General features: G+C 43.9%; 14 protein-coding genes. 7 read left to right on the top strand and 7 right to left on the bottom strand.

Annotation, left to right across the window (positions count from 1 at the left end; all coding sequences use genetic code 11):
- Positions 1–20: 20 nt before the first annotated feature.
- The 4 genes from ACBR23_RS11675 (at position 21) to gloA (ending at position 3420) form a co-directional block, all read left to right on the top strand.
- Complete coding sequence (locus ACBR23_RS11675; RefSeq protein WP_371116892.1) at positions 21–266, top strand: heavy-metal-associated domain-containing protein; 246 nt, start codon at positions 21–23, stop codon at positions 264–266.
- Positions 267–424: 158 nt separating this feature from the next.
- Positions 425–2680, top strand: a complete 2256-nt coding sequence (locus ACBR23_RS11680) for a heavy metal translocating P-type ATPase (protein ID WP_371119629.1) — start codon at positions 425–427, stop codon at positions 2678–2680.
- Positions 2681–2699: 19 nt separating this feature from the next.
- Positions 2700–2927, top strand: a complete 228-nt coding sequence (locus ACBR23_RS11685) for a hypothetical protein (RefSeq protein WP_371119628.1) — start codon at positions 2700–2702, stop codon at positions 2925–2927.
- Positions 2928–3024: 97 nt separating this feature from the next.
- Positions 3025–3420, top strand: coding sequence for a lactoylglutathione lyase (gloA, locus tag ACBR23_RS11690; RefSeq protein WP_371116889.1), 396 nt, complete (start codon positions 3025–3027; stop codon positions 3418–3420).
- 189 nt (positions 3421–3609) lie between these two features.
- On the opposite strand, the gene ACBR23_RS11695 is transcribed toward gloA, so the two are convergent.
- Together ACBR23_RS11695 and ACBR23_RS11700 are read right to left on the bottom strand one after the other, a co-directional pair.
- Positions 3610–4590 carry a DUF459 domain-containing protein gene (locus tag ACBR23_RS11695; protein WP_371116888.1) on the bottom strand — a complete coding sequence of 327 codons (981 nt, stop codon included), beginning with the start codon at positions 4588–4590 and terminating at the stop codon, positions 3610–3612.
- 5 nt (positions 4591–4595) lie between these two features.
- The gene (locus tag ACBR23_RS11700; protein ID WP_371120937.1) at positions 4596–5936 is read right to left on the bottom strand and encodes an MBOAT family protein; all 1341 of its coding nucleotides are present in this window, start codon (positions 5934–5936) and stop codon (positions 4596–4598) included.
- A 176-nt stretch (positions 5937–6112) separates the two neighbouring features.
- Here ACBR23_RS11700 and ACBR23_RS11705 point away from each other — a divergent pair, with 176 nt between their 5' ends.
- On the top strand, positions 6113–9046 hold the full coding sequence (locus ACBR23_RS11705) for an ATP-dependent Clp protease ATP-binding subunit (RefSeq protein ID WP_371116886.1): 2934 nt from the start codon (positions 6113–6115) through the stop codon (positions 9044–9046).
- Positions 9047–9226: 180 nt separating this feature from the next.
- Here ACBR23_RS11705 and ACBR23_RS11710 read toward each other — a convergent pair whose 3' ends face one another.
- Positions 9227–9457 (bottom strand): photosystem II protein, Psb35-related, encoded by a 231-nt coding sequence (locus ACBR23_RS11710; RefSeq protein WP_341737324.1) that lies wholly within the window; start codon positions 9455–9457, stop codon positions 9227–9229.
- A gap of 571 nt (positions 9458–10028) precedes the next feature.
- Here ACBR23_RS11710 and treS point away from each other — a divergent pair.
- Positions 10029–13409, top strand: a complete 3381-nt coding sequence (gene treS, locus ACBR23_RS11715) for a maltose alpha-D-glucosyltransferase (RefSeq protein ID WP_371119627.1) — start codon at positions 10029–10031, stop codon at positions 13407–13409.
- 212 nt (positions 13410–13621) lie between these two features.
- Here the strand turns inward: treS and ACBR23_RS11720 are convergent, their stop codons facing one another.
- Both ACBR23_RS11720 and ACBR23_RS11725 read right to left on the bottom strand, forming a co-directional pair.
- A complete protein-coding gene (locus tag ACBR23_RS11720) occupies positions 13622–13942 on the bottom strand; it encodes a 2Fe-2S iron-sulfur cluster-binding protein (protein WP_371116884.1) in 321 nt (106 codons plus the stop codon).
- A 136-nt stretch (positions 13943–14078) separates the two neighbouring features.
- On the bottom strand, positions 14079–14726 hold the full coding sequence (locus tag ACBR23_RS11725) for a sigma-70 family RNA polymerase sigma factor (RefSeq protein ID WP_341737321.1): 648 nt from the start codon (positions 14724–14726) through the stop codon (positions 14079–14081).
- 215 nt (positions 14727–14941) lie between these two features.
- Between ACBR23_RS11725 and ACBR23_RS11730 the strand changes: the two genes are divergently transcribed.
- Positions 14942–15730: a DUF5131 family protein gene (locus ACBR23_RS11730; protein WP_371119626.1), complete on the top strand. Its 789-nt coding sequence runs from the start codon at positions 14942–14944 to the stop codon at positions 15728–15730.
- Here the strand turns inward: ACBR23_RS11730 and ACBR23_RS11735 are convergent.
- Both ACBR23_RS11735 and ACBR23_RS11740 read right to left on the bottom strand, forming a co-directional pair.
- Entirely contained in the window at positions 15711–16835 is a 1125-nt protein-coding gene (locus ACBR23_RS11735; protein WP_371119625.1) for a three-Cys-motif partner protein TcmP, read from the bottom strand. The two genes, ACBR23_RS11730 and ACBR23_RS11735, sit on opposite strands and share 20 nt — an antisense overlap.
- A 37-nt stretch (positions 16836–16872) precedes the next feature.
- Positions 16873–20727: a hydantoinase B/oxoprolinase family protein gene (locus ACBR23_RS11740; protein ID WP_371125648.1), complete on the bottom strand. Its 3855-nt coding sequence runs from the start codon at positions 20725–20727 to the stop codon at positions 16873–16875.
- Between the last annotated feature and the right edge of the window lie 88 nt (positions 20728–20815).

Genomic DNA, 20815 nt, shown 5'->3' on the forward strand with positions numbered 1-20815 from the left:
TGCTAACATGAGACTGTATAATGAAATTAATTAAGATAACTAGCAAAGTGTTTTATGCTGAGGTTGAAATTATGACTCTACAGTTAAAAGTTCCCAAAATTGCTTGTTCGGCTTGTGCCAATACGATCGCACAAGCAGTCAAAACCATCGATCCAGCCGCAGTGGTTGAGGCAGATATTAAGACGAAATTGGTGACAATTCAAAGCGTGAAGCCGGAAAATGAAGTGAGAAAAGCCATCGCATCTGTTGGTTATCCAGCCCTTTGACAGCAGAATCTTATACCAATTTTAAAAAAGAATGCAACAATAGTCTTGTCCCTCCCCTTTATAAGGGGGGGTTAGGGGGGGTCAAAGATGATTGCACGATTTTAGAGAAATGGTATTAGCAACGGCCAATTTCCTATTCCCAATTCGAGAGTGCATATATGGATAATCTCACAGTCAAACTCCAAGGCATGAGTTGTGCCTCCTGTGCCTCTTCCATTGAACAAGCAATTAAATCTGTTCCTGGTGTCATGGAGTGCAATGTCAACTTTGGCATGGAACAAGCAAGTATCCAATACGACTCCCAAAAAACTAGCTTAGCAAAAATTCAAGCAACTGTTGATGCGGCGGGATACAAAGCTTTCCCGCTTCCAGAAATATCCCAGGGCGAGGATGACACCGAGCAAATAACTCGTCAAGCTGAATCTCAAGTTTTGCAACGTAAATTGTGGACAGCAGGTATGATTAGCCTGTTACTATTTACAGGTTCCATTCCAGCTATGACTGGTTGGCATTTGCCATTTATTCCCGGATGGCTGCACAATTTTTGGCTGCAATTAGTGCTGACAGCACCAGTACAATTCTGGTGTGGTAACTCATTTTATATAGGAGCGTGGAAATCGCTAAAACGCCGCCTAGCCACAATGGATACCCTGATTGCTTTGGGAACCAGTTCTGCTTACTTTTATTCTGTATCTGTAACACTTTTTCCCGGATTTTTCCTAGCCCAGGGTTTGATTCCTAGCGTTTATTATGAAGTTGCAGCGAGTGTGATTGCCCTAATTTTGCTTGGTAAAACCCTAGAAAATCGGGCGAAGGGAGAGACTTCTGAGGCGATTCGGAAACTCATGGGTTTGCAAGCGAAAACGGCTCGGATTGTTCGCAACGGGCAAGAGTTGGAAGTGCCATTAGCCCAAGTGGAAATTGGCGATATCGTGCAGGTGCGGCCAGGGGAACAAATTCCCGTAGACGGAGAGGTGATTGAAGGCTATTCCACCATAGATGAAGCAATGGTAACAGGGGAAAGTTTGCCAGTCAAAAAGCAAGTCGGTGACGAAGTTATCGGCTCGACAATTAACAAAACTGGCAGCTTTAAGTTTCGCACTACTAGGATTGGTCAGGATACATTTTTAGCTCAAATTGTCAAGATGGTGCAGGATGCCCAGGGGTCTAAAGCACCGATTCAAAAGTTGGCAGATGAGGTGACTGGTTGGTTTGTTCCCGCCGTAATAGCCGTTGCTTTAGCTACTTTTATTATTTGGTTTAATGCTACGGGCAACTTGACTTTGGCAACCGTTACCATGGTGGAAGTGCTGATTATTGCCTGTCCTTGTGCTTTGGGTTTGGCAACTCCGACGGCGGTGATGGTGGGTACTGGTAAAGGTGCAGAGAATGGAGTTTTAATTAAAGGAGCTGAGAGTTTAGAACTGGCTCATAAAATTCAAGTCATTGTGTTAGATAAAACTGGGACTCTCACGGAAGGTAAGCCGACTGTCACTGATTTTGTCACAATTAAAGGAAGTGCGAACAGCAATGAATTAAAACTGCTGAAATTGGCAGCGTCTGTGGAGCGAAATTCCGAGCATCCTGTGGGTGAAGCTGTGGTGAGATATGGTGAATCTCAAGAGGTAATTTTAACAGATGTTAAGGATTTTGAGGCGATCGCCGGAAGTGGTGTCCGGGGGGTTGTGGAGGGAAAGTCGATCGCCCTGGGAACACTCAGATGGATGCAGGAATTAGGCTTTGATACTGATTATTTGGAACTCCGCGCCAAAGCTTGGGAATCTGCCAGTAAAACTGTGGTTTGGATGGCTGTAGAGGGCAAAATTGAGGCGATTCTGGGCATTGCTGATGCCCTCAAACCGTCGTCAGCGCGGGCGGTGAAAGCACTGCAAAAACTCGGTTTAGAAGTGGTGATGCTCACAGGAGACAACCGCACGACTGCGGAGTCCATCGCCCATGCTGTTGGGATCGATCGCATTTTTGCAGAAGTTAGACCCGACCAAAAAGCAGCTCAAATCCAAGCACTCCAAGCACAAGGCAAAATTGTAGCGATGGTGGGAGATGGAATTAACGATGCTCCAGCTTTGGCCATAGCGGATGTGGGAATTGCGATCGGCACCGGGACAGATGTGGCGATCGCAGCGAGCGACATAACCCTAATTTCTGGAGACTTGCAAGGCATAGTTACAGCCATTCAACTTTCGCGCGCCACCATGCGAAACATCCGCGAAAACCTCTTTTTTGCCTTTATTTACAACATCGCTGGAATTCCGATCGCAGCAGGTATTTTATATCCGATTTTTGGCTGGCTACTAAGTCCAATCATCGCTGGTGGTGCCATGGCTTTTAGTTCAGTTTCCGTCCTGACTAATGCTTTGCGGTTGCGCAATTTTAAACCCAAATATATCACCTAAATTAGGAGTAATCAAAAAAATGTTGCACCCCCGTCAAATTTGGGTAACTCTGGCGAGTGTAGGAATTGCGATCGGAATCGCATCGGGAGTTCAAGCTGCGGAAATGTCTACCGAACCTTCTCATTCAACCACTAAATTTCAGACTATTGAACAGCCTTTAGGTTTAAAAGTGGGTGTCACCCTAGGTGGATTGACACTAATTGGTTTGGAGTTGTGGTGGTTTTTGTTCAGTAAAGCTAATAGATAGTTATCAACTTGCGACAATGGTGACGCTACCGGCGCGAGTTTTTTTCGCAAGAAATCGGTAAAATTGAATCTAGCTTAAAAAATTTGGAGTGAGCTAAATGCAATTATTACACACCATGCTCCGAGTCGGAAACTTAGAAGAGTCCCTCAAATTTTACACCGAAGTGCTGGGCATGAAAATGCTGCGACAAAAAGATTATCCCGACGGTAAATTTTCTCTGGCTTTTGTCGGCTACGGTGATGAATCTGACCATACAGTTTTGGAACTAACATACAACTGGGGCGTTGAAGAGTATAATTTAGGCAATGCTTACGGTCATATTGCGATCGGGGTTGACGACATTTACGGTACCTGCGAAGCAATTAGAACTCGCGGCGGTAAAGTTAGTCGCGAACCAGGCCCCATGAAACACGGTTCAACAGTCATTGCCTTTGTGGAAGACCCCGATGGATATAAAGTTGAATTAGTGCAACTGAAAAATCGATGCGACTAGAAACGGGGTTGGGTGCATCTCAATGAGTGCAAATATATTCGTAGGGGCTTTCGCATGACCGCTGTAAATCTCTGGTTATCACTAGCTAAATAGGAAAATGCTCGCGCTCTAGCTGTTTCCTAGTTCCCAGGCTGAGCCTGGGAACCCAGACTGCTCGGACTGGCTCCTTCACAATTTAGATAATCTGATTTACAGTTGCTTTTTAGGAATTTGTAAGACTCGATCCGCCACCATTTTGTCAACGATTAAGTCGCTGATAATCTCAGCGCCGTGGGAGGTAAAGTGCAAACCATCATTCACTTTTACATAGCCTCGTTTCCCTGATTTGTCAGCAACTACCGGAGTAAATTTACCACCTTCTGCAAAAATTTCCCAAGTTGAAATAAAAGTAATTTTTGGGGAAATTTTCATCGCATTTTTATAAATATTGTTCATAATTGGAAAAGCCTCAAGGTACGCCGATTTGTTAGAGTTAGATTGACCAACCCAGTACACTTTCCGCACGGAGGAATTATGTAATAGTTTGGCATATTTATCAACTCTTTCTTGATAGGCTTGTTGCCATTCTTTAGTCAAAATTACCCTGTATTTTCCTTGGGAATCAGCGATATCTTGAGTGTCATTCCCTCCAAATAAAACTATCACGACATCGGGCTGATAGTCCTTAATAATTTGACTGGTTCTGGCATACCAATCATAATAATCTATCCGATTTAAGCCACTGGATACTTTGTAGTCAATTTTGGTATCGGCCATATTATACTTTTGCTTGAGACTGTACTGAAGTTGAGTCCCTAAGTCGAGCATTACGGAATCTCCAATAAATAAAAATTTACGATAAGGTCTGGTCAGTTTTGGTTTGGCTGCGGTGGTTTTTTTAGGTGATTTTAGAGTTAGCTTTTTGGGTTGTAGGGCAGTTTTTTTTGCTGTTTCTACCGGATTTTTTGCTGACTTGACTGGGAGGCTATCTAAGTTAATATCTTTGATTTTGCTCCAAAAATCTTGCTCCGATTTCCTAAAACCTTCTAGTTCTATCTGTCTTGCTGCTTGTTTTATTTCTGGACTAGCGAAAGGGGTTGAGGAAAAACTTTTGAGAAATAAGGAGAGATTGGTAAATATTAAAGTTAGAATTACAGAAGTAGCGATTAGCAGAATTTCCCTGTCTCTCATATTTCTTAGAAATTAAAGTATATAAAAGGCGGAACTGTACTGGGTCCCAGCATCAAAATAGCATACACGAACAGGGAAACTAAGACAACCCGAAAAAAAATGTTTTTTAATGAAAATACGATCAGCAATATTTTGGCGATGCGATCGCCCCAAAAATTAATAGCCCCTATAACTGCAATGACTAAATATAATTGCCAAAAGTTAAATTGAAAACTCTTGACGGCAGAATGGATAATTCCTTGGAACACATGGATGGCTGTTTCCCAGTTGGGAGTGCCGAAAAATATCCAACTACCACTGACAAAACTAAAGGTAAATAACCAACTCAAAAATCTCGCTGTTTTCGGATATAAATAGTCAATTTTGAAGTGGATAGCTTGGGGTATATCTCTGCATAAATGGTTGACAACTAATCCTAAGCCATGAATAGCACCCCAGACAAGAAAGTTTAAACCAGCACCATGCCAAAATCCACCGATCGCCATTGTGCATAATAAATTCAGATATTTTCTCAATTTGCCGTGTTTGTTGCCACCTAACGGGATGTAAACGTAATCTCTCAGCCACTCGGAAAGACTGATGTGCCACCTTTTCCAAAATTCTTGGAGGCTTAAGGATTGGTAAGGCATATTAAAATTGACAATAGGTTTAAAACCTAGCAAACAGGAGATACCGTTGGCTAAATCTGAGTAGCCGCTGAAATCTACATAAATCAAACAGGAATAGGAAATTACGGCGAGAATTAAATCAATGCTACTATACTGTTGTGGAACTTTGAAGGGCAGTTGAGTGAAGTTAAACAAAAAGCTCGATAAAGTATATTTTTTAAACAGTCCTGACAAAATTAAAACTATAACTTCTTCGATTTTATAGTCGTATTTTTTGGGTGAATTTAGCTGGGAGTAAAATTCTGGAGCTCGCGATATGGGCCCGGAGGCAATTTGGGGGAAGTAGGTGATGTAGGTGGCGTAGTCTATAAACTTGGGACAGGAGATTTTTTTCTGGTAGCAGTCGATTAAATGGGAAATCATTCTAAATGTGTAGAATGAGACACCGACGGGGATGAGAATTTGCAATACTTGAAAACTGGCGGAGATTTTGAGTTGGTTGAGGAGGTCAAATAAAGAAGTTACGAAAAAGTTGCAATATTTAAAGATGCCGAGGTTGGCAATGTTGAAAATTAGACCGGATATTAAAGCAAGTTTTTTGTGTTTTCCGTGGCAAACAGCCCGGAGAATGATATAATTGTAGGTAGTACCTAAAATTAGCAAAAATAAAAAATCGAAGCTCCAAAAGGAATAAAATAATAAACTGGAAAGTAGGAGGACAATTTTATATAAGTCCACTTGGTGTTTTAAAGAGACGATCGCACTAAAGAGAATTAGAAAAAAAACTAAAAACTGGTAAGTGGGAAATAGCATGATTGTCAGTAAATAATAAACATTTGGGTGAACTTAATATTTTCAAAAGAAGAAGAAGCTATTTATAATAGTAAAAATCCCTGTGATTGCGAGGAACCAAAGTGCAGCCAACAGACCCTAGCAAATTTACCGATGAAGCCTGGGAATCCATTGTCAAATCCCAGGATGTAGCGCGCCGTTTTGCCAATCAGCAGCTAGAGGTTGAACATTTAGCGATCGCCATTCTAGAACAGCTTGGTTTAGCAAACACGATTCTCAGCCTGGCCGGAATAGATGTCACCCGCTTTGGGCAACAGTTAGAAGCCTTTGCCAAACGACAGCCGAGAGTTACCAACGCTGAACAACTCTACCTCGGTCGTGGCTTAGATGTGATGTTAGATGTTGCCGAAGCCACCAGAGTGACTTGGCAAGATAATTTTATCGCCATTGAACATTTATTAATTGGCTTAATAGAAGATGAACGAGTTGGTAGGCGTTTGCTGACTAGGGGCGATGGGCCACCGGGACGCCCTGGTTACGATCGCAGACCGGCATCCGGTACGATCGATCGCCCAAAACTCGAAGAAGCCATCAAATCTGTCCGCGCTACTGCAAAAGTCCCAGAAAAAAATTCCGAAACCAACAAATCCAGCCTCCGCAACCCTAAAACTCCCGATCGAGATGGGGAAGCTAACTCCGACGCCCTGAGTAAATACGGCCGCGATTTAACCGAAGCTGCAAAAGCAGGCAAACTTGACCCCGTAATCGGCCGCGATGAAGAAATTCGCCGGGTAGTCCAAGTTCTTTCCCGCCGCCAAAAAAACAATCCGGTGTTAATTGGCGATCCCGGAGTCGGCAAAACGGCGATCGCCGAAGGTTTGGCCCAACGCATTGTTAACGGTGACGTCCCCGAATCTTTGAAAAATCGCCAACTATTTAGCCTTGACATGGGCAGTTTAATTGCTGGGGCAAAATTCCGGGGCGAATTTGAAGAACGACTGCGATCGGTCCTGCGAGAAGTCATCGATTCCGACGGGCAAATAGTCCTATTTATTGACGAATTGCACACCGTTGTCGGTACTGGCGGCGGCGGTAGTTCCGGTTCAGGAATGGATGCGGGCAATTTGTTGAAACCCATGTTAGCCCGCGGCGAATTGCGCTGTATCGGCGCTACAACTCTCGACGAATTCCGCAAGCATATCGAAAAAGACCCGGCTTTGGAACGCCGTTTTCAACAAGTATTTGTCGGCGAGCCCAGCGTTGAAGATACTATTTCGATTTTGCGCGGATTGAAAGACCGTTACGAACGCCACCACGGGGTAAAAATCACTGATTCGGCCTTGGTGGCTGCTGCAACTTTGTCTTTTCGCTATATTTCCGATCGCTTTTTGCCGGATAAGGCGATCGACCTGGTAGATGAAGCCGCCGCCCACTTGAAAATGGAAATTACTTCTAAACCTGTGGAATTGGAGGCGATCGACCGCCGCGTGATGCAGTTGGAAATGGAAAAATTGTCCATCGAAGGTGAGGGAAAAGGTACTCAAGCCTTGGGAATAGGTCCCCGCATCGAACGCATCAAAACTGAGATTGACATTTTGAAAGTCAAACAGGAAAAATTGTCTTCTCAGTGGTCTGGCGAAAAGCAGTTGTTGGATGCCATCAATAAATTGAAAGCAGAAGAAGACCAATTGCGAGTGCAAATAGAACAGGCAGAAAGAGCTTACGATTTGAATAAAGCAGCCCAGTTAAAGTACGGCAAATTGGAAACTGCGGTGCGCGATCGGGAAGCCAAAGAAGCCGAACTTTTGAAACAACAATCTCAAGGTTCTTCCCTACTGCGCGAAAAAGTTACTGAGGGTGATATTGCAGAAATTGTTGCCAAATGGACTGGGATTCCTGTCAACAGGTTGCTGGAATCGGAACGCCAAAAATTGCTGCAATTGGAGAAGCATTTGCACCACCGGGTAATCGGTCAACAGGAGGCTGTGACAGCCGTTGCTGCCGCCATTCGCCGAGCTCGTGCGGGGATGAAAGACCCCGGAAGGCCGATCGGCTCTTTCTTGTTCATGGGCCCGACAGGTGTCGGTAAAACTGAGTTGGCGCGGGCTTTAGCGGAGTTTTTATTTGATAGCGATGATGCGATCGTCCGCATTGATATGTCCGAATATATGGAGAAGCAAAACGTTTCTCGGTTAGTAGGAGCTCCCCCCGGATATGTCGGTTACGATGAAGGGGGACAACTTTCCGAAGCAGTGCGGAGACATCCTTATTCGGTGGTGTTATTTGATGAAGTGGAAAAGGCACACCCGGATGTATTTAACATTTTGCTGCAAGTGTTGGATGATGGCAGAATCACAGATTCTCAAGGTCGATTGGTGGACTTTAGAAATACCGTGATTGTGATGACTAGCAATATCGGAAGCGACCACATTTTAGAAGTCTTTTCTAAGAAGGGAAAAACACCTAAAAAAACTACCGTTCGCAAGCAGGAAGTCCCGGATTTTTCCAGTCAAAAGACCAACTATAAAGTTGATGATGATGGTACGGTTGAAATTTCGGCTTCGCGAGTTTCTGATGTTGTGAATCCTCCCATTTCTCAGGAACCAGAAAGTTTACCTATTTCTGAACGGGAGACTGACGAAGAGTACGAACAAATGTTAAAACGGGTGATGAATGCGTTGCGATCGCACTTCCGGCCGGAATTTCTAAATCGGGTGGATGAGACAATTTTGTTCCACACTTTGAGCAAAACTGAACTCCGCCAAATTGTCACTATTCAAGTCAAGCGAATTGAACGGTTGTTGGCGGAACAAAAGATTACCTTGGAACTGTCGGATGCTGCCAAAAACCATATCACAGATGTTGGTTACGACCCAGTTTATGGTGCTCGTCCTTTGAAACGGGCTATTCAGCGCGAGTTGGAAAACCCACTGGCTAATAAGATTCTGGAAAATGCGTTTGTGGAGGGTGATACAATTGCGATCGATTGTGAAAATAATAGTTTGCAATTTCGCAAAATAGAGTCTCGTCCGGCCTTAGTTGGTAACAGTTTGTAGCTTGGTTAGGAACAGGCAAAAAAGCCTGTTCCCCAAATGATTTCAGGACTTATACCAATTTCATAAATATTTGCTACAGATGCCGTTCAAAGCCCCCCCTTACTAAGGGGGGGTTGGGGGGGTAGTTATGTCGCACTACTTTATGAAATTGGTATTACCTATTATTGAAAATGGTTCAAATTAGGAATTGGACATGGTGCTGCTACCATAGGCATCCAGGCTGTAGGCGGGAACGCGAAGGCTGTAATCAATCTCTGTTCCGGTGACGGTTACAGCCAATTTTTCAAAAGATTCTGAGTTCCAATTGCGATCGTGGATGGGCTTGGACTGTTCGCCCAGGAAGTATGCTTGAGTGCCAATTACTGAGGCTGCTACCCAACCGACGATTAAAAGGGCGATTACGATAGTCATGGCGGCTTTTCCTTAAGTTTTGTTGTTTTATGTAAACAAATGTAACAAATGTTTGCAGAGGATGTCAAGATAGTGTATTGTCGTGCCAACCGTCCAATAGGTACGGAATGCCACACCTAATGCTTCCAACCGCCGACATCTAGTAATTTCAGATGGAGAGAGACGGAGGGAGATGGGGGTAAATTAGCTATAACTAGCAGTAGGCATTTCCATTATTGACAATATTGATGCCGAAGGAAAAGTTACCAGCAAACAGATTAGGACTTGATTTCAGGATAGGATATATCGCAGATTAGCCAAGTTTTTTGTTAATAATTTATAAGTTTCGCCTTCATAAACCATCGTGAACGACTCAGCCTTTAGTATGAGAAAGTGCTAGGGTGTTATGAGTTATAATCAACAAGTTTGGATTTGAAAAATAGCAAGCATTACAGGATTTATCAACCTGTCGATCGATTTGAGCGCGCATCAGTGTCTGAGCGGTTCCTGAAACCAAAAAATCTCGATCGCCAATGAAATCTGATTGCTATCACAATTCCCTCTACCCTCTTCCTTCTTCCCCAGGATAATTATGCAAAACTCAATCTTAAATGACGACCCTTTGTGGTTCAAAGATGCGATCATTTACGAAGTACCAATTCGCGCTTTTGCCGACAGCAATGGTGATGGTATCGGCGACTTTCGTGGGTTAACTGAAAAACTGGATTACCTGAAAAACTTGGGAGTAACAGCAATTTGGGTACTGCCCTTTTTTCCCTCCCCGCTCCGAGATGATGGCTACGATACTTCCGATTATATGAGTGTCAACCCGATTTATGGCACTTTAGAAGACTTTAAACATCTTTTAGAAGAAGCCCACCTGCGGGGAATTAGAGTTATTATTGAGTTAATTGTCAACCACACTTCAGACCAACACGCTTGGTTTCAGAAAGCGCGACGTGCTCCTAAAGGTAGCAAAGAAAGAGAATTTTATGTATGGAGCGATACGCCAGAAAAATATCAAGATGCTCGGATTATTTTCCAGGATTTTGAAACTTCTAATTGGGCTTGGGATGCCGTAGCAAAAGCTTATTATTGGCATCGTTTTTATTCCCACCAACCAGACTTGAATTATGACAATCCAGCGGTGCGTCTCGCCATATTAGATGTGGTAGATTTTTGGTTAGCAATGGGAGTGGATGGACTGCGAATGGATGCGGTGCCTTACTTGTACGAGCGCGAAGGTACTAACTGTGAAAACTTGTCAGAAACTCACGTATTTCTCAAACAATTGCGGAAGCACGTAGATGAGAAATTCCCCAACCGAATGCTGCTAGCTGAGGCGAATCAGTGGCCGGAGGATGCGGTTGAATATTACGCGGAGGGGGATGAATGTCACATGAATTTTCATTTCCCGCTGATGCCGCGCTTGTTCATGTCTGTACACATGGAAGATAGCTTTCCGATTATTGATATTCTCCAGCAAACTCCCCAGATTCCTAATAACTGTCAGTGGGCATTGTTTTTGCGAAATCATGACGAACTGACGCTGGAAATGGTGAGTGATGAAGACCGAGATTATATGTACCGAGTTTACGCTCAAGATACCCAGGCGAGGATTAATTTGGGTATCCGCCGTCGCTTGGCTCCACTGATGGGAAATAATCGCCGCCGGATTGAGTTGATGAATGCTTTGCTGCTTTCTCTTCCGGGTACGCCTGTGCTTTACTATGGCGATGAAATTGGGATGGGTGACAATATTTATTTGGGCGATCGCAACGGCGTGAGAACTCCGATGCAGTGGAGTGGCGATCGCAATGCCGGTTTCAGTCGTGCTAACCAGCAACGGCTATACGCACCGCCAATTGTTGACCCTGAATATCACTACGAATCTGTGAATGTGGAGGCGCAACGCTCTAATCCAAATTCTCTTTGGTGGTGGATGAAACGCCTCATAGCTATTCGCCAACGATTCCAAGCATTCGGCCGCGGAACTTGCGAATTTCTTTACCCGGAAAACCGCAAAGTTTTAGCTTTTGTGCGTACTTATCAAGACGAACACGTTTTAGTAGTAGCGAATTTGTCCCGCTTCGTACAGACGGCAGAATTAGACCTTTCGCCCTTCAAAGGTGCTATTCCGGTGGAGATTTTTGGTCGGACAGAGTTTCCGGCTGTGGGCGATTCGGCTTACTTTTTGAGTTTGAGTCCTCACTCGTTTTATTGGTTTACCCTTACTGTCAAAACCGAAGAATTTTCCCTACACTTACCTCAAACGGAACTGCCGACATTAGGTATCCCAGGCAACTGGAAAACAGCTTTTGCTACCAGTAAATTGAGAGAAGGACTGGTTCCTATTTTGCCTGATTACTTGCGCTCTAGTCCTTGGTTTATAGGTAGGGATAGGACGATTCAATCTTTGCAAATAGATGAAATTGTGCCAGTTGAATGTAAAAAATCTCCTGGATTAGAATCCACAGTCTACATTTTACTGTTGCAGTTAAATTATACTGAAGGGATGGCCGAAACTTACGTTTTGCCTGTAGGTTGGGAAGAGATTCAAGGTGATGTGGACGAACGGGCGATCGCCAGGATTCAATTTTTAGAAAAAGACGAAGTTGGGGTACTATTTGATGCAGCAACTAACAAAGCTTTTCTCAGTGCTATGCTAGAGGCGATCGCCCATTCTGGTAATTACAAAGGTGCCACGGGTAAAGTGCTAGGAATTCCAGACAATGCACTCACCTCTGAACCAGATTTGTCAAAGCTAGAACCTCATGTATTCAAAAAAGAACATAGCAATACATCCGCAGGTTACGGCGATCGCTTTGCGTTCAAACTATTACGAAAAGTTGAAGAAGGTATCAACCCAGAATTAGAAATCGGACGCTTTTTAACCGATCGCAACTTGATTCAACACTTTGCTCCCATTGCCGGATATTTAGAATATCAGGCGGAAGGGAAACCAGTAATGACAATGGGTATCTTGCAAAAATTCGTCCCCGATAGCAGGGATGCCTGGTCCTATACCTTAGACACATTGCGCGACTATTTCGAGCAAGTAATGGCAGTAGAAGCAAAGTATGCAGCAGACAACTTATCTACGGACCCCGAAAATTATTTACCCAATGCCAACACCTCACGAATGCAGCGGAATTCAAACTCGTTAGTATCCGACTTATCCCTAGCAGTTCCCGAATTAGCTCGCGAACTAATCGGTTCCTATTTAGCCTCCGCCGAACTTTTAGGACAGCGGACAGCCGAACTTCACCTAGCTTTAGCTTCCGATGCACAAAATCCTGATTTTGCTCCAGAAAATTTCACTTCATTTTACCAACGTTCCATCTATCAACAGATGAGAAATTTAGCAGGAAGGACTTTGCTGCTACTGAAAAAACGGCTGTCCCAACTGCCACCGGAAACCCAAAAATTGGGACAAACTCTGCTAAATCGGGAAGACTTGCTGATGGAACGTTTCAAATCTATTTTGAACTTGAAAATCACGGCAGAGCGAATTCGCTGTCATGGGGACTTTCATTTAGGAAAAGTTCTGTATACAGGGAAAGAGTTTGTGATTATTAACTTTGGAGGAGAAAGAAATCGACCCTTAAGCGAGAGGCGGATGAAGCGATCGCCCCTGCGAGATGTGGCGGGAATGCTACAATCTTTCAACTATGCTGTTAGTTTGGGACTCCGCAATGAAGTAGAAAGTGGGATGATTCGTCCTGAAAATTTATCGGAGATGCAGCAGTGGGCTAAGGTTTGGGATCGTTGGGTTAGCCTGACTTTTCTCAACAGTTATTTGCAGAAAGCAGCGGATGCAAATTTCTTGCCCAAATCCATCCCGGAAATACAAGTTTTGCTGGATGCTTACATCTTAGAAAAAACGGTTTCTGAGCTGGTGTATGAACTTAATTACCGCGTGGATTGGGTAGAAGTTCCGCTTCAGCGGATGCTGCAATTGCTGGAACGTTGACAGTTGAATTCTTCCTGAATATCCCTCATCCTCCCTTGGGGGCAGGGGTGTTTCATTCTCCAGAAAACGATGATTCTGTAGGGGTAGTGCCCCGGTGCCTACCCCCCTTACTTCAAATCCGGTAGCACGGGAATTATTGATCTCTGTTATCTCCCTCTGTGTTCTCTGCGTTCTAGTAAGGTTAAATCATTCCGATCCAACGGTCAACGATATTACTTCAAATAAAGAGATGTGTGATACAAAACCTGTTCTTGATGAGTTAACAAAGTGCAGTCAGAAAGCGGGTAAGCTACACAAGTAACAGCGTAGCCAGCTTGCAATTCTGAGGACTTCAAAAACTTTTGTTCGCTTTGGTCGATTTCGCCGCTAAGCAGCTTGACAACGCAGGCAGAACACTCTCCTTGCTTGCATCCATTGGGCAAGCGAATGCCGGCATCTTCTGCCATATCTAAGATATACTGGTCGTCTGGTACGGCGATCGTGCGATCGAGCGCCAGTTCCTGATTTACCAACCGAACTTGATAAACTGCCATTTTTTCCTCTGTATTCGCGAAAGGGCTGGTTTAGTATGCTGTTAGTTCTAGCAAAAATTTCGGGTAAAACCCGCCCCTAGAACTAGAAAAGGCGGGTTTATGATGGTGTTATTTTTACTACAGTAAATGTGTATATCTAAACAAGTGCCTGTTGATAGTCAAGATTTTCATCGAGATAAATAGCTCGAATATCATCGGGCAAATTTGATTCCAGAGTTTGATATCCTTTTTGCAGTAAAGCCCTTACCTGAGCCGGCGAAATAGCTTCACCTTCTGCTTGTAAATAAGCAGCAATTCTGGTTTCGCTCCAGCGGAAAGTCTGAGCCATCAACACAACTAAACGTGGTAGGGGTGCTAACAATTCTAAGGCTTGTTTGAGGTAACACCAGAGAGGAGGTGGAGCGGATTGCAAAGAATAATGAATCGTCTCAACAGGAGGCAATTCGGCTTGATTTATGCAGATAGCGGTGACATTAATGAGCCAGTTTTGCAGACTGAGATTGTCGCCATCAGACTCTTGGATTTCCCGGCGCAAATCGAGGCCTCGGAGTTCGTGATAGATGTGCAGCCAAGTGTGGGCGAATAGGTAATCTCCTTGGACTGGCGATCGCACAGAATGGCGAATTAGGGAATGCACTATTTGAGCGTAGCGGCAAAAAATTGCCGTAAAGAACTTACCCTGATCGGGATGATTTTGAAACAGGGTCAATAATTGGCGATCGCTGTGATGGAACAGAGATTTGACCACAGGATGGTTGAATTCGGAAAAATTAGGTGTTTGCACAATTGTTTTGGTAAAATATGCTGGTGCAGCACGATTTTACAACACGATATACATTTAATGCAAGTGCCTTAAATTATTGCATTAAAATATTGTTGATATTTAAGTCAATTAGTTATATAATTAAGTTGTAGGCAAGGCTGAATAAATTTCAATTAGTATATTTTAATTGTATTTATGTAGCGCCGAAAAACTTTTATTAATGGTAAAGTTATTGTATGTCTAGCATTAATACTGGTATAGAATGGACCGATCGGACCTGGAATCCGACAACTGGCTGCGATAAAGTCAGTCCAGGTTGCGCGCATTGTTATGCGGAAGCATTAACAAAGCGATTCCATACTAATTTTCCTAACGGCTTTGATTTAACGGAATATCCAAAGCGTTTAAATGAACCTAAAACTTGGCGAAAGCCTAGTCGCATTTTTGTTAACTCAATGAGCGATTTGTTCCATGAAGATGTTTCTCTTGAATTTCTGAGACAAGTTTTTGAGGTAATGCGTGAAACTCCTCATCACATTTATCAAATCCTTACCAAGCGACATGAACGTTTACTAGAGTTAGCGCCTCAACTTGATTGGTCTGATAATATTTGGATGGGGGTGTCTGTAGAAAATCAAAACTATGTCCATCGTGTAGATTATTTGCGACAAGTCAATGCCAAGGTACGCTTTTTATCCTGCGAACCACTTTTAGGGCCCTTGCAACTCGATCTAACAGATATTCACTGGGTAATAGTTGGGGGAGAATCTGGGCAAAAATACCGTCCGATGCAGAAAGAATGGGCACAAAGTATTCGGGATCAGTGTCAGGATGCTGGAGTCGCGTTTTTCTTCAAGCAATGGGGAGGTAGAACACCTAAAGCTGCTGGGAGACTTCTTGATGATAAAATTTGGGATGAAATGCCAGAAGCATGGGAAAAACACCAAAAGAAATGGAATCGATACACTTTGAGTGGGAGTCGCAACTCAAATAAAGTAGTAATACCTACTTTGGTAAAAATGTAACTTTCACCTGCTCTCCAAAGGTAATTTCTCCTTTGTACTTTCTTCGTTTACTCGCAGGTGGATCTACTATAATTTTACCTTGTTGTTCTAGTTTCCGCAGAGCTTCCTTGTAATTTTTACTAATGTAACGCTTGCCAACATGATGCTGATTATAAATTGCTTCCATCGTCAGTGTTTGACCAGCAAATTCATTCAACAGCATATTTTCCAAATCGTCAAGCGGTCGTGATAGCTCGAAAAGTAAAGGTTGATATTGTGTGGCTGAATTATACTCAAACAAAGGTACGCCTTGTTCTGTACTAGAGCTTTCTTTTGCCATAATTTCTTTCATTATTGAGTAACCAAGCACATTCTTAGACACAAAAATTAGATGGTGGCTAGTTCTGGTTCCTGTATCGGTTTTAAAGCAAAAAGGCAGAACGTAGTTGCCACCTATTTCTTTTAAAGCCTGAGAGATGGCCTCCACAATAACCAACTCTCGCTCATAGGGTTGTTTCAATTTTAGTTGTTCCCGAAGCGCATTAGCTCGCTCTTGACCAAATAGAGAGTTCATGTGTTTATCTACAGAAACGTTAGGTAATCCCATATTTACTCTATTGTAATTAAAGAAAAATATACAATCGCAGCCCCAATCTTTAATAACCGCTCCAATTAGCCCAAGAGACAAGCCTTTATAACCCCAAGGGTCGATAAAGAATAGTGTAGGAACATAATTAATTTTTTGAATTGCTTCGACAATTTCTTCTCCAACCTCCTGGTTCACAACTTTTGGTGTATGCTTTAATCTTCCTATATCTGGAATTGATTTTATAGCCTGGTCGAGAGACTGAGTATTATTTGAGTCCTTATCATTAAACAAGGTTACTAGCATTTGTGACATATCGGGATCGGCAATAGCACGTTCCAAGATAAGTAGTGGAGTAGATTTAGAACCGTCTTCATAGCGACCTGGCCCAGAGAACAAATCAATATAGGCAATTTTATTACTCTTTTTCTTGGCTGTGGGTATAATTACTTTTGCCCAGGCCCAAAAGTATTTAGCAACTATTGCTGATTTCACTAAAGAATTATCTCTGGACTCATCAAAAAAAGAATTGTCAGCCATGACTATTACCTCTAGACTCTAGTTCATTTTACCGCTGCTACATAATAGTACCATAACCTCCACCCCCAGGAGTCTCAATGACAAAAACATCCCCAGGCTGCATTTCCACAGTCGCCGTACTCCCCAACTCCTCAACTTTCCCATCAATCCTTTCCACATAATTCCGTCCCAAAACACCGTTTTCTCCCCCATTCAAACCGCAGGGAAAAATCACCCGCCTCCCCGATAAAATCCCCGCCGTCATCGCCTCCCGAAACCGCACTCGCCGCACCACACCATTCCCGCCGCGATGACATCCATTGCCGCCACTATTAGCCCGAATAGCAAAACTTTCTAACAGTACCGGAAAGCGCCATTCCAACACTTCTGGATCGGTTAAACGGGAATTAGTCATGTGAGTTTGCACCGCATCAGTACCATCAAAATCTGCACCAGCGCCAGAACCACCGCAAATTGTTTCATAATATTGATAGCGCTGATTTCCAAAGGTAAAATTATTCATAGTTCCCTGGGAAGCCGCCATCACTCCCAACGCACAATACAAAGCATCGGTAATATTCTGCGAAGTTTCCACATTACCAGCAACTACCGCCGCCGGATAGCGTGGATTCAGCATACAGCCTTCGGGATTGATGATTTCTAGAGGTTTTAAACAGCCTGCATTCAGAGGAATATCGTCATCTACTAAGGTGCGAAAAACATACAAAACAGCGGCTTTACACACTGCTGCGGGAGCATTAAAGTTGTTGATTTGTTGACCAGAAGTACCAGTAAAATCTATTTTGGCACTGCGGGCTGATTTGTCAATAGTGATGGCTACTTTAATCTGTCCGCCACTATCCATCCCATAGGTAAATTCGCCATCTTGCAACACATCAATTACCCTGCGTACCGACTCCTCAGCATTGTCTTGGACGAAGCCCATATAAGCTTGCACTGTTTCCAAGCTGTAATGTTCTACCATTTTGAGAAGTTCTTCAGCGCCGCGCTTGTTGGCGGCAATTTGTGCTTGTAAATCTGCTATATTTTGAGCAGGATTGCGGGCTGGAAAATTGCCGGAGGTGAGAATTTCTAGTAATTGTGCTTCTTGGAATTTCCCCTCCTTTACTAGCTGAAAATTGTCCAGCAATACGCCTTCTTCAGTTACTATCGTACTGTTAGGAGGCATGGAACCGGGAGTGATGCCGCCAATATCGGCATGATGTCCTCGCGAGGCTACATAGAATAGAGGCAGAGAATTAGTATTATCAAATACTGGGGTAATAACGGTGATATCTGGCAAGTGCGTGCCGCCGTTGTAGGGATTATTAGACACATAAACATCTCCCGGTTTAAGAGTAGCATTTTTTGCTAAAATTAAAGCTGAAATACTTTCGCTCATCGATCCGAGATGGACGGGAATGTGGGGGGCGTTGGCTACTAATTGCCCGTTTTGGTCGAAGATGGCGCAGGAAAAATCGAGGCGTTCTTTGATGTTAACTGATGAAGATGTATTTTGTAAAGTGATGCCCATTTCTTCGGCGATCGCCCTAAACAGATTATTAAAGATTTCCAGCAACACCGGATCTGCTTCAACCGTAGATAAACGGGGACGATCTGGGTTTATTTGGCTGCATCTGCGGTTCAAAATGAGATCGTTTCTGGAAGTTAATTCCGCTTCCCATCCCGGTTCAATGACATTGGTTCCCGTGGGTTCGACAATCAAGGCTGGGCCAGTAATGCAGTCGTGCGATCGCAAATTCTCCCTTTTATACACAGGAGTTTCCCGCCAGCCACCAGCCACATACATTTCGACTGTTGAAATTGGTTGCACCGCTAAGATGCCTGTGTCACAATCAGAGGCAATTATTGACCTATCCGGCACATCCATTGTTTCTACAACTTCCACCGCAACTGCTTCCACAATCAGCGCTTTTTCTGGCATAATAAAACTGTAACGCTGTCGGTGGACTGCTTCAAATTCAGCCTGCATTATCTCAATAGTGGGAGCGAAATTTACTGGTAAAACCGAATCGCTTCCCTGATATTTTAAGTGCAGCTTGCTAATAACTAAAACCTCTGCCTTTTCCTCTGCCACTTCGGCGCTGCTGCGGTTCAATTCCCTCCTTCCTTCAGCCTCCAATTCTGCCAAAATAGGCTGCAAATCATTAATTAAATCGAGACTTAATTGTTGCTCGATCGCCCTTTCGCGCATAGCCCGCACATCAGCCAAACCCATACCATAGGCGGATAACACCCCCGCATAGGGGTGAATAAATACCCGTTTCATACCCAAAGCATCGGCGATCGCACAAGCGTGTTGGCCCCCCGCACCGCCGAAACAGCACAATGTATATTCCGAAACATCATAACCGCGCTGAAGAGAGATTTTTTTCACCGCATTAGCCATCTTTTCCACGGCGATCGCCAAAAAACCCTCCGCCACCTGTTCCGGTGTCCTCTCGCCCCCAATTTCCGCCGCTAATTGCACAAATTTTAGCCTGACGACATCAGAGGCGATCGGCAAATCTGCATCCAATCCAAAAACTTTCGGGAAAAAATCCGGCTGAATTTTGCCCAACATCACATTGCAATCAGTCACCGTCAAAGGGCCACCTTTCCGATAGCAAACAGGCCCAGGATTCGCCCCCGCAGAAGCAGGCCCAACGCGGTAACGGGCGCCATCAAAAAATACAATAGAACCACCACCGGCTGCTACAGTATGAATTGCCATCACGGGCGATCGCAATCTGACACCAGCAATCTCTGTCTCAAATTCTCGTTCATATTCCCCATTAAAATGGGCAACATCCGTAGAAGTTCCGCCCATATCAAAAGTAATAATTTTATCAAAACCAGCGAGTTTACTGGTTTTAACTGCGCCGACAATTCCCCCAGCCGGGCCAGATAAAATACTGTTTTTTCCTTGAAATTGGGCGGCATCAACTAAGCCGCCATTCGACTGCATAAACATTAATTTAGGGAATGGGGAATTGGGCATTGGGCTACTATTTCCTGACCCCCCCCTGCCCCCCCCTAGGGGAGAATCGGAAGAAGGGAATGGGGAATTGGGAGTTGGGCTACTATTTCCTGACCCCCCCCTGCCCCCCCCTAGGGGGGAATCGGAAGAAGGGGAGGGGGAATGGGAAGGGAGTTCCTCGTTCCCAGGCTCTGCCTGGGAACGCAGATCCAGAGGCTCTGCCTCGATCAATTCATTGGTTATTTGTTCGACATAGCGGCGTAAAATCGGAGATAAATAAGCATCGACAACCGCAGTATCTCCCCGCGAAACTAATTTCATCAGCGGGCTAACTTCGTGAGATACTGATATTTGGGTAAAGCCAATTTGCTTGGCAATTTCAGCCACTTGTTGTTCGTGTTCCCAGTAACGGTAGCCGTGCATAAATACGATCGCACAACTGCGAATTCCATCATCATAGGCTTGCTGCAAAGATGGGATAAAATCGAAATTAACAGCAATTAACTCCTCACCTGTGGCGCTGTAGCGTTCAGTAACTTCGATCGCTCGATCGTACAACATTTCCGGCAGCACAATCTGACGCGCGAAGATATTCGGGCGGTTTTGGTAGCCAATTCTCAGCGCATCCCGAAAACCTTTAGTAATTAACAGCAGCGTGCGATCGCCCTTGCGTTCCAGCAAAGCATTTGTCGCCACCGTCGTCCCCATTTTAATCGCAGCAATTGTGGCCGCGGGAATCGGAACATCTGTCGGAATTCCCAAAATATCCCGAATTCCTTGAACTGCGGCATCTGTGTAGCGATCGGGATTTTCCGATAGCAACTTGTGAATAATTAGTTTACCATCAGGATTTTTAGCTACAATATCAGTAAAAGTACCGCCGCGATCGATCCAAAATTGCCAGCTTTGGCGATCGACAAAATCAGCATTCATATTTTTTTCTCAACTGTAATATTTGAATAAATTAAAATTATTCAACAAAGTTACCAGCAAGTCAACTCATAAAAATCATAACTTTCCA

The sequence above is a fragment of the Microcoleus sp. genome, from assembly GCF_041354475.1.
Lineage (GTDB): Bacteria > Cyanobacteriota > Cyanobacteriia > Cyanobacteriales > Microcoleaceae > Microcoleus.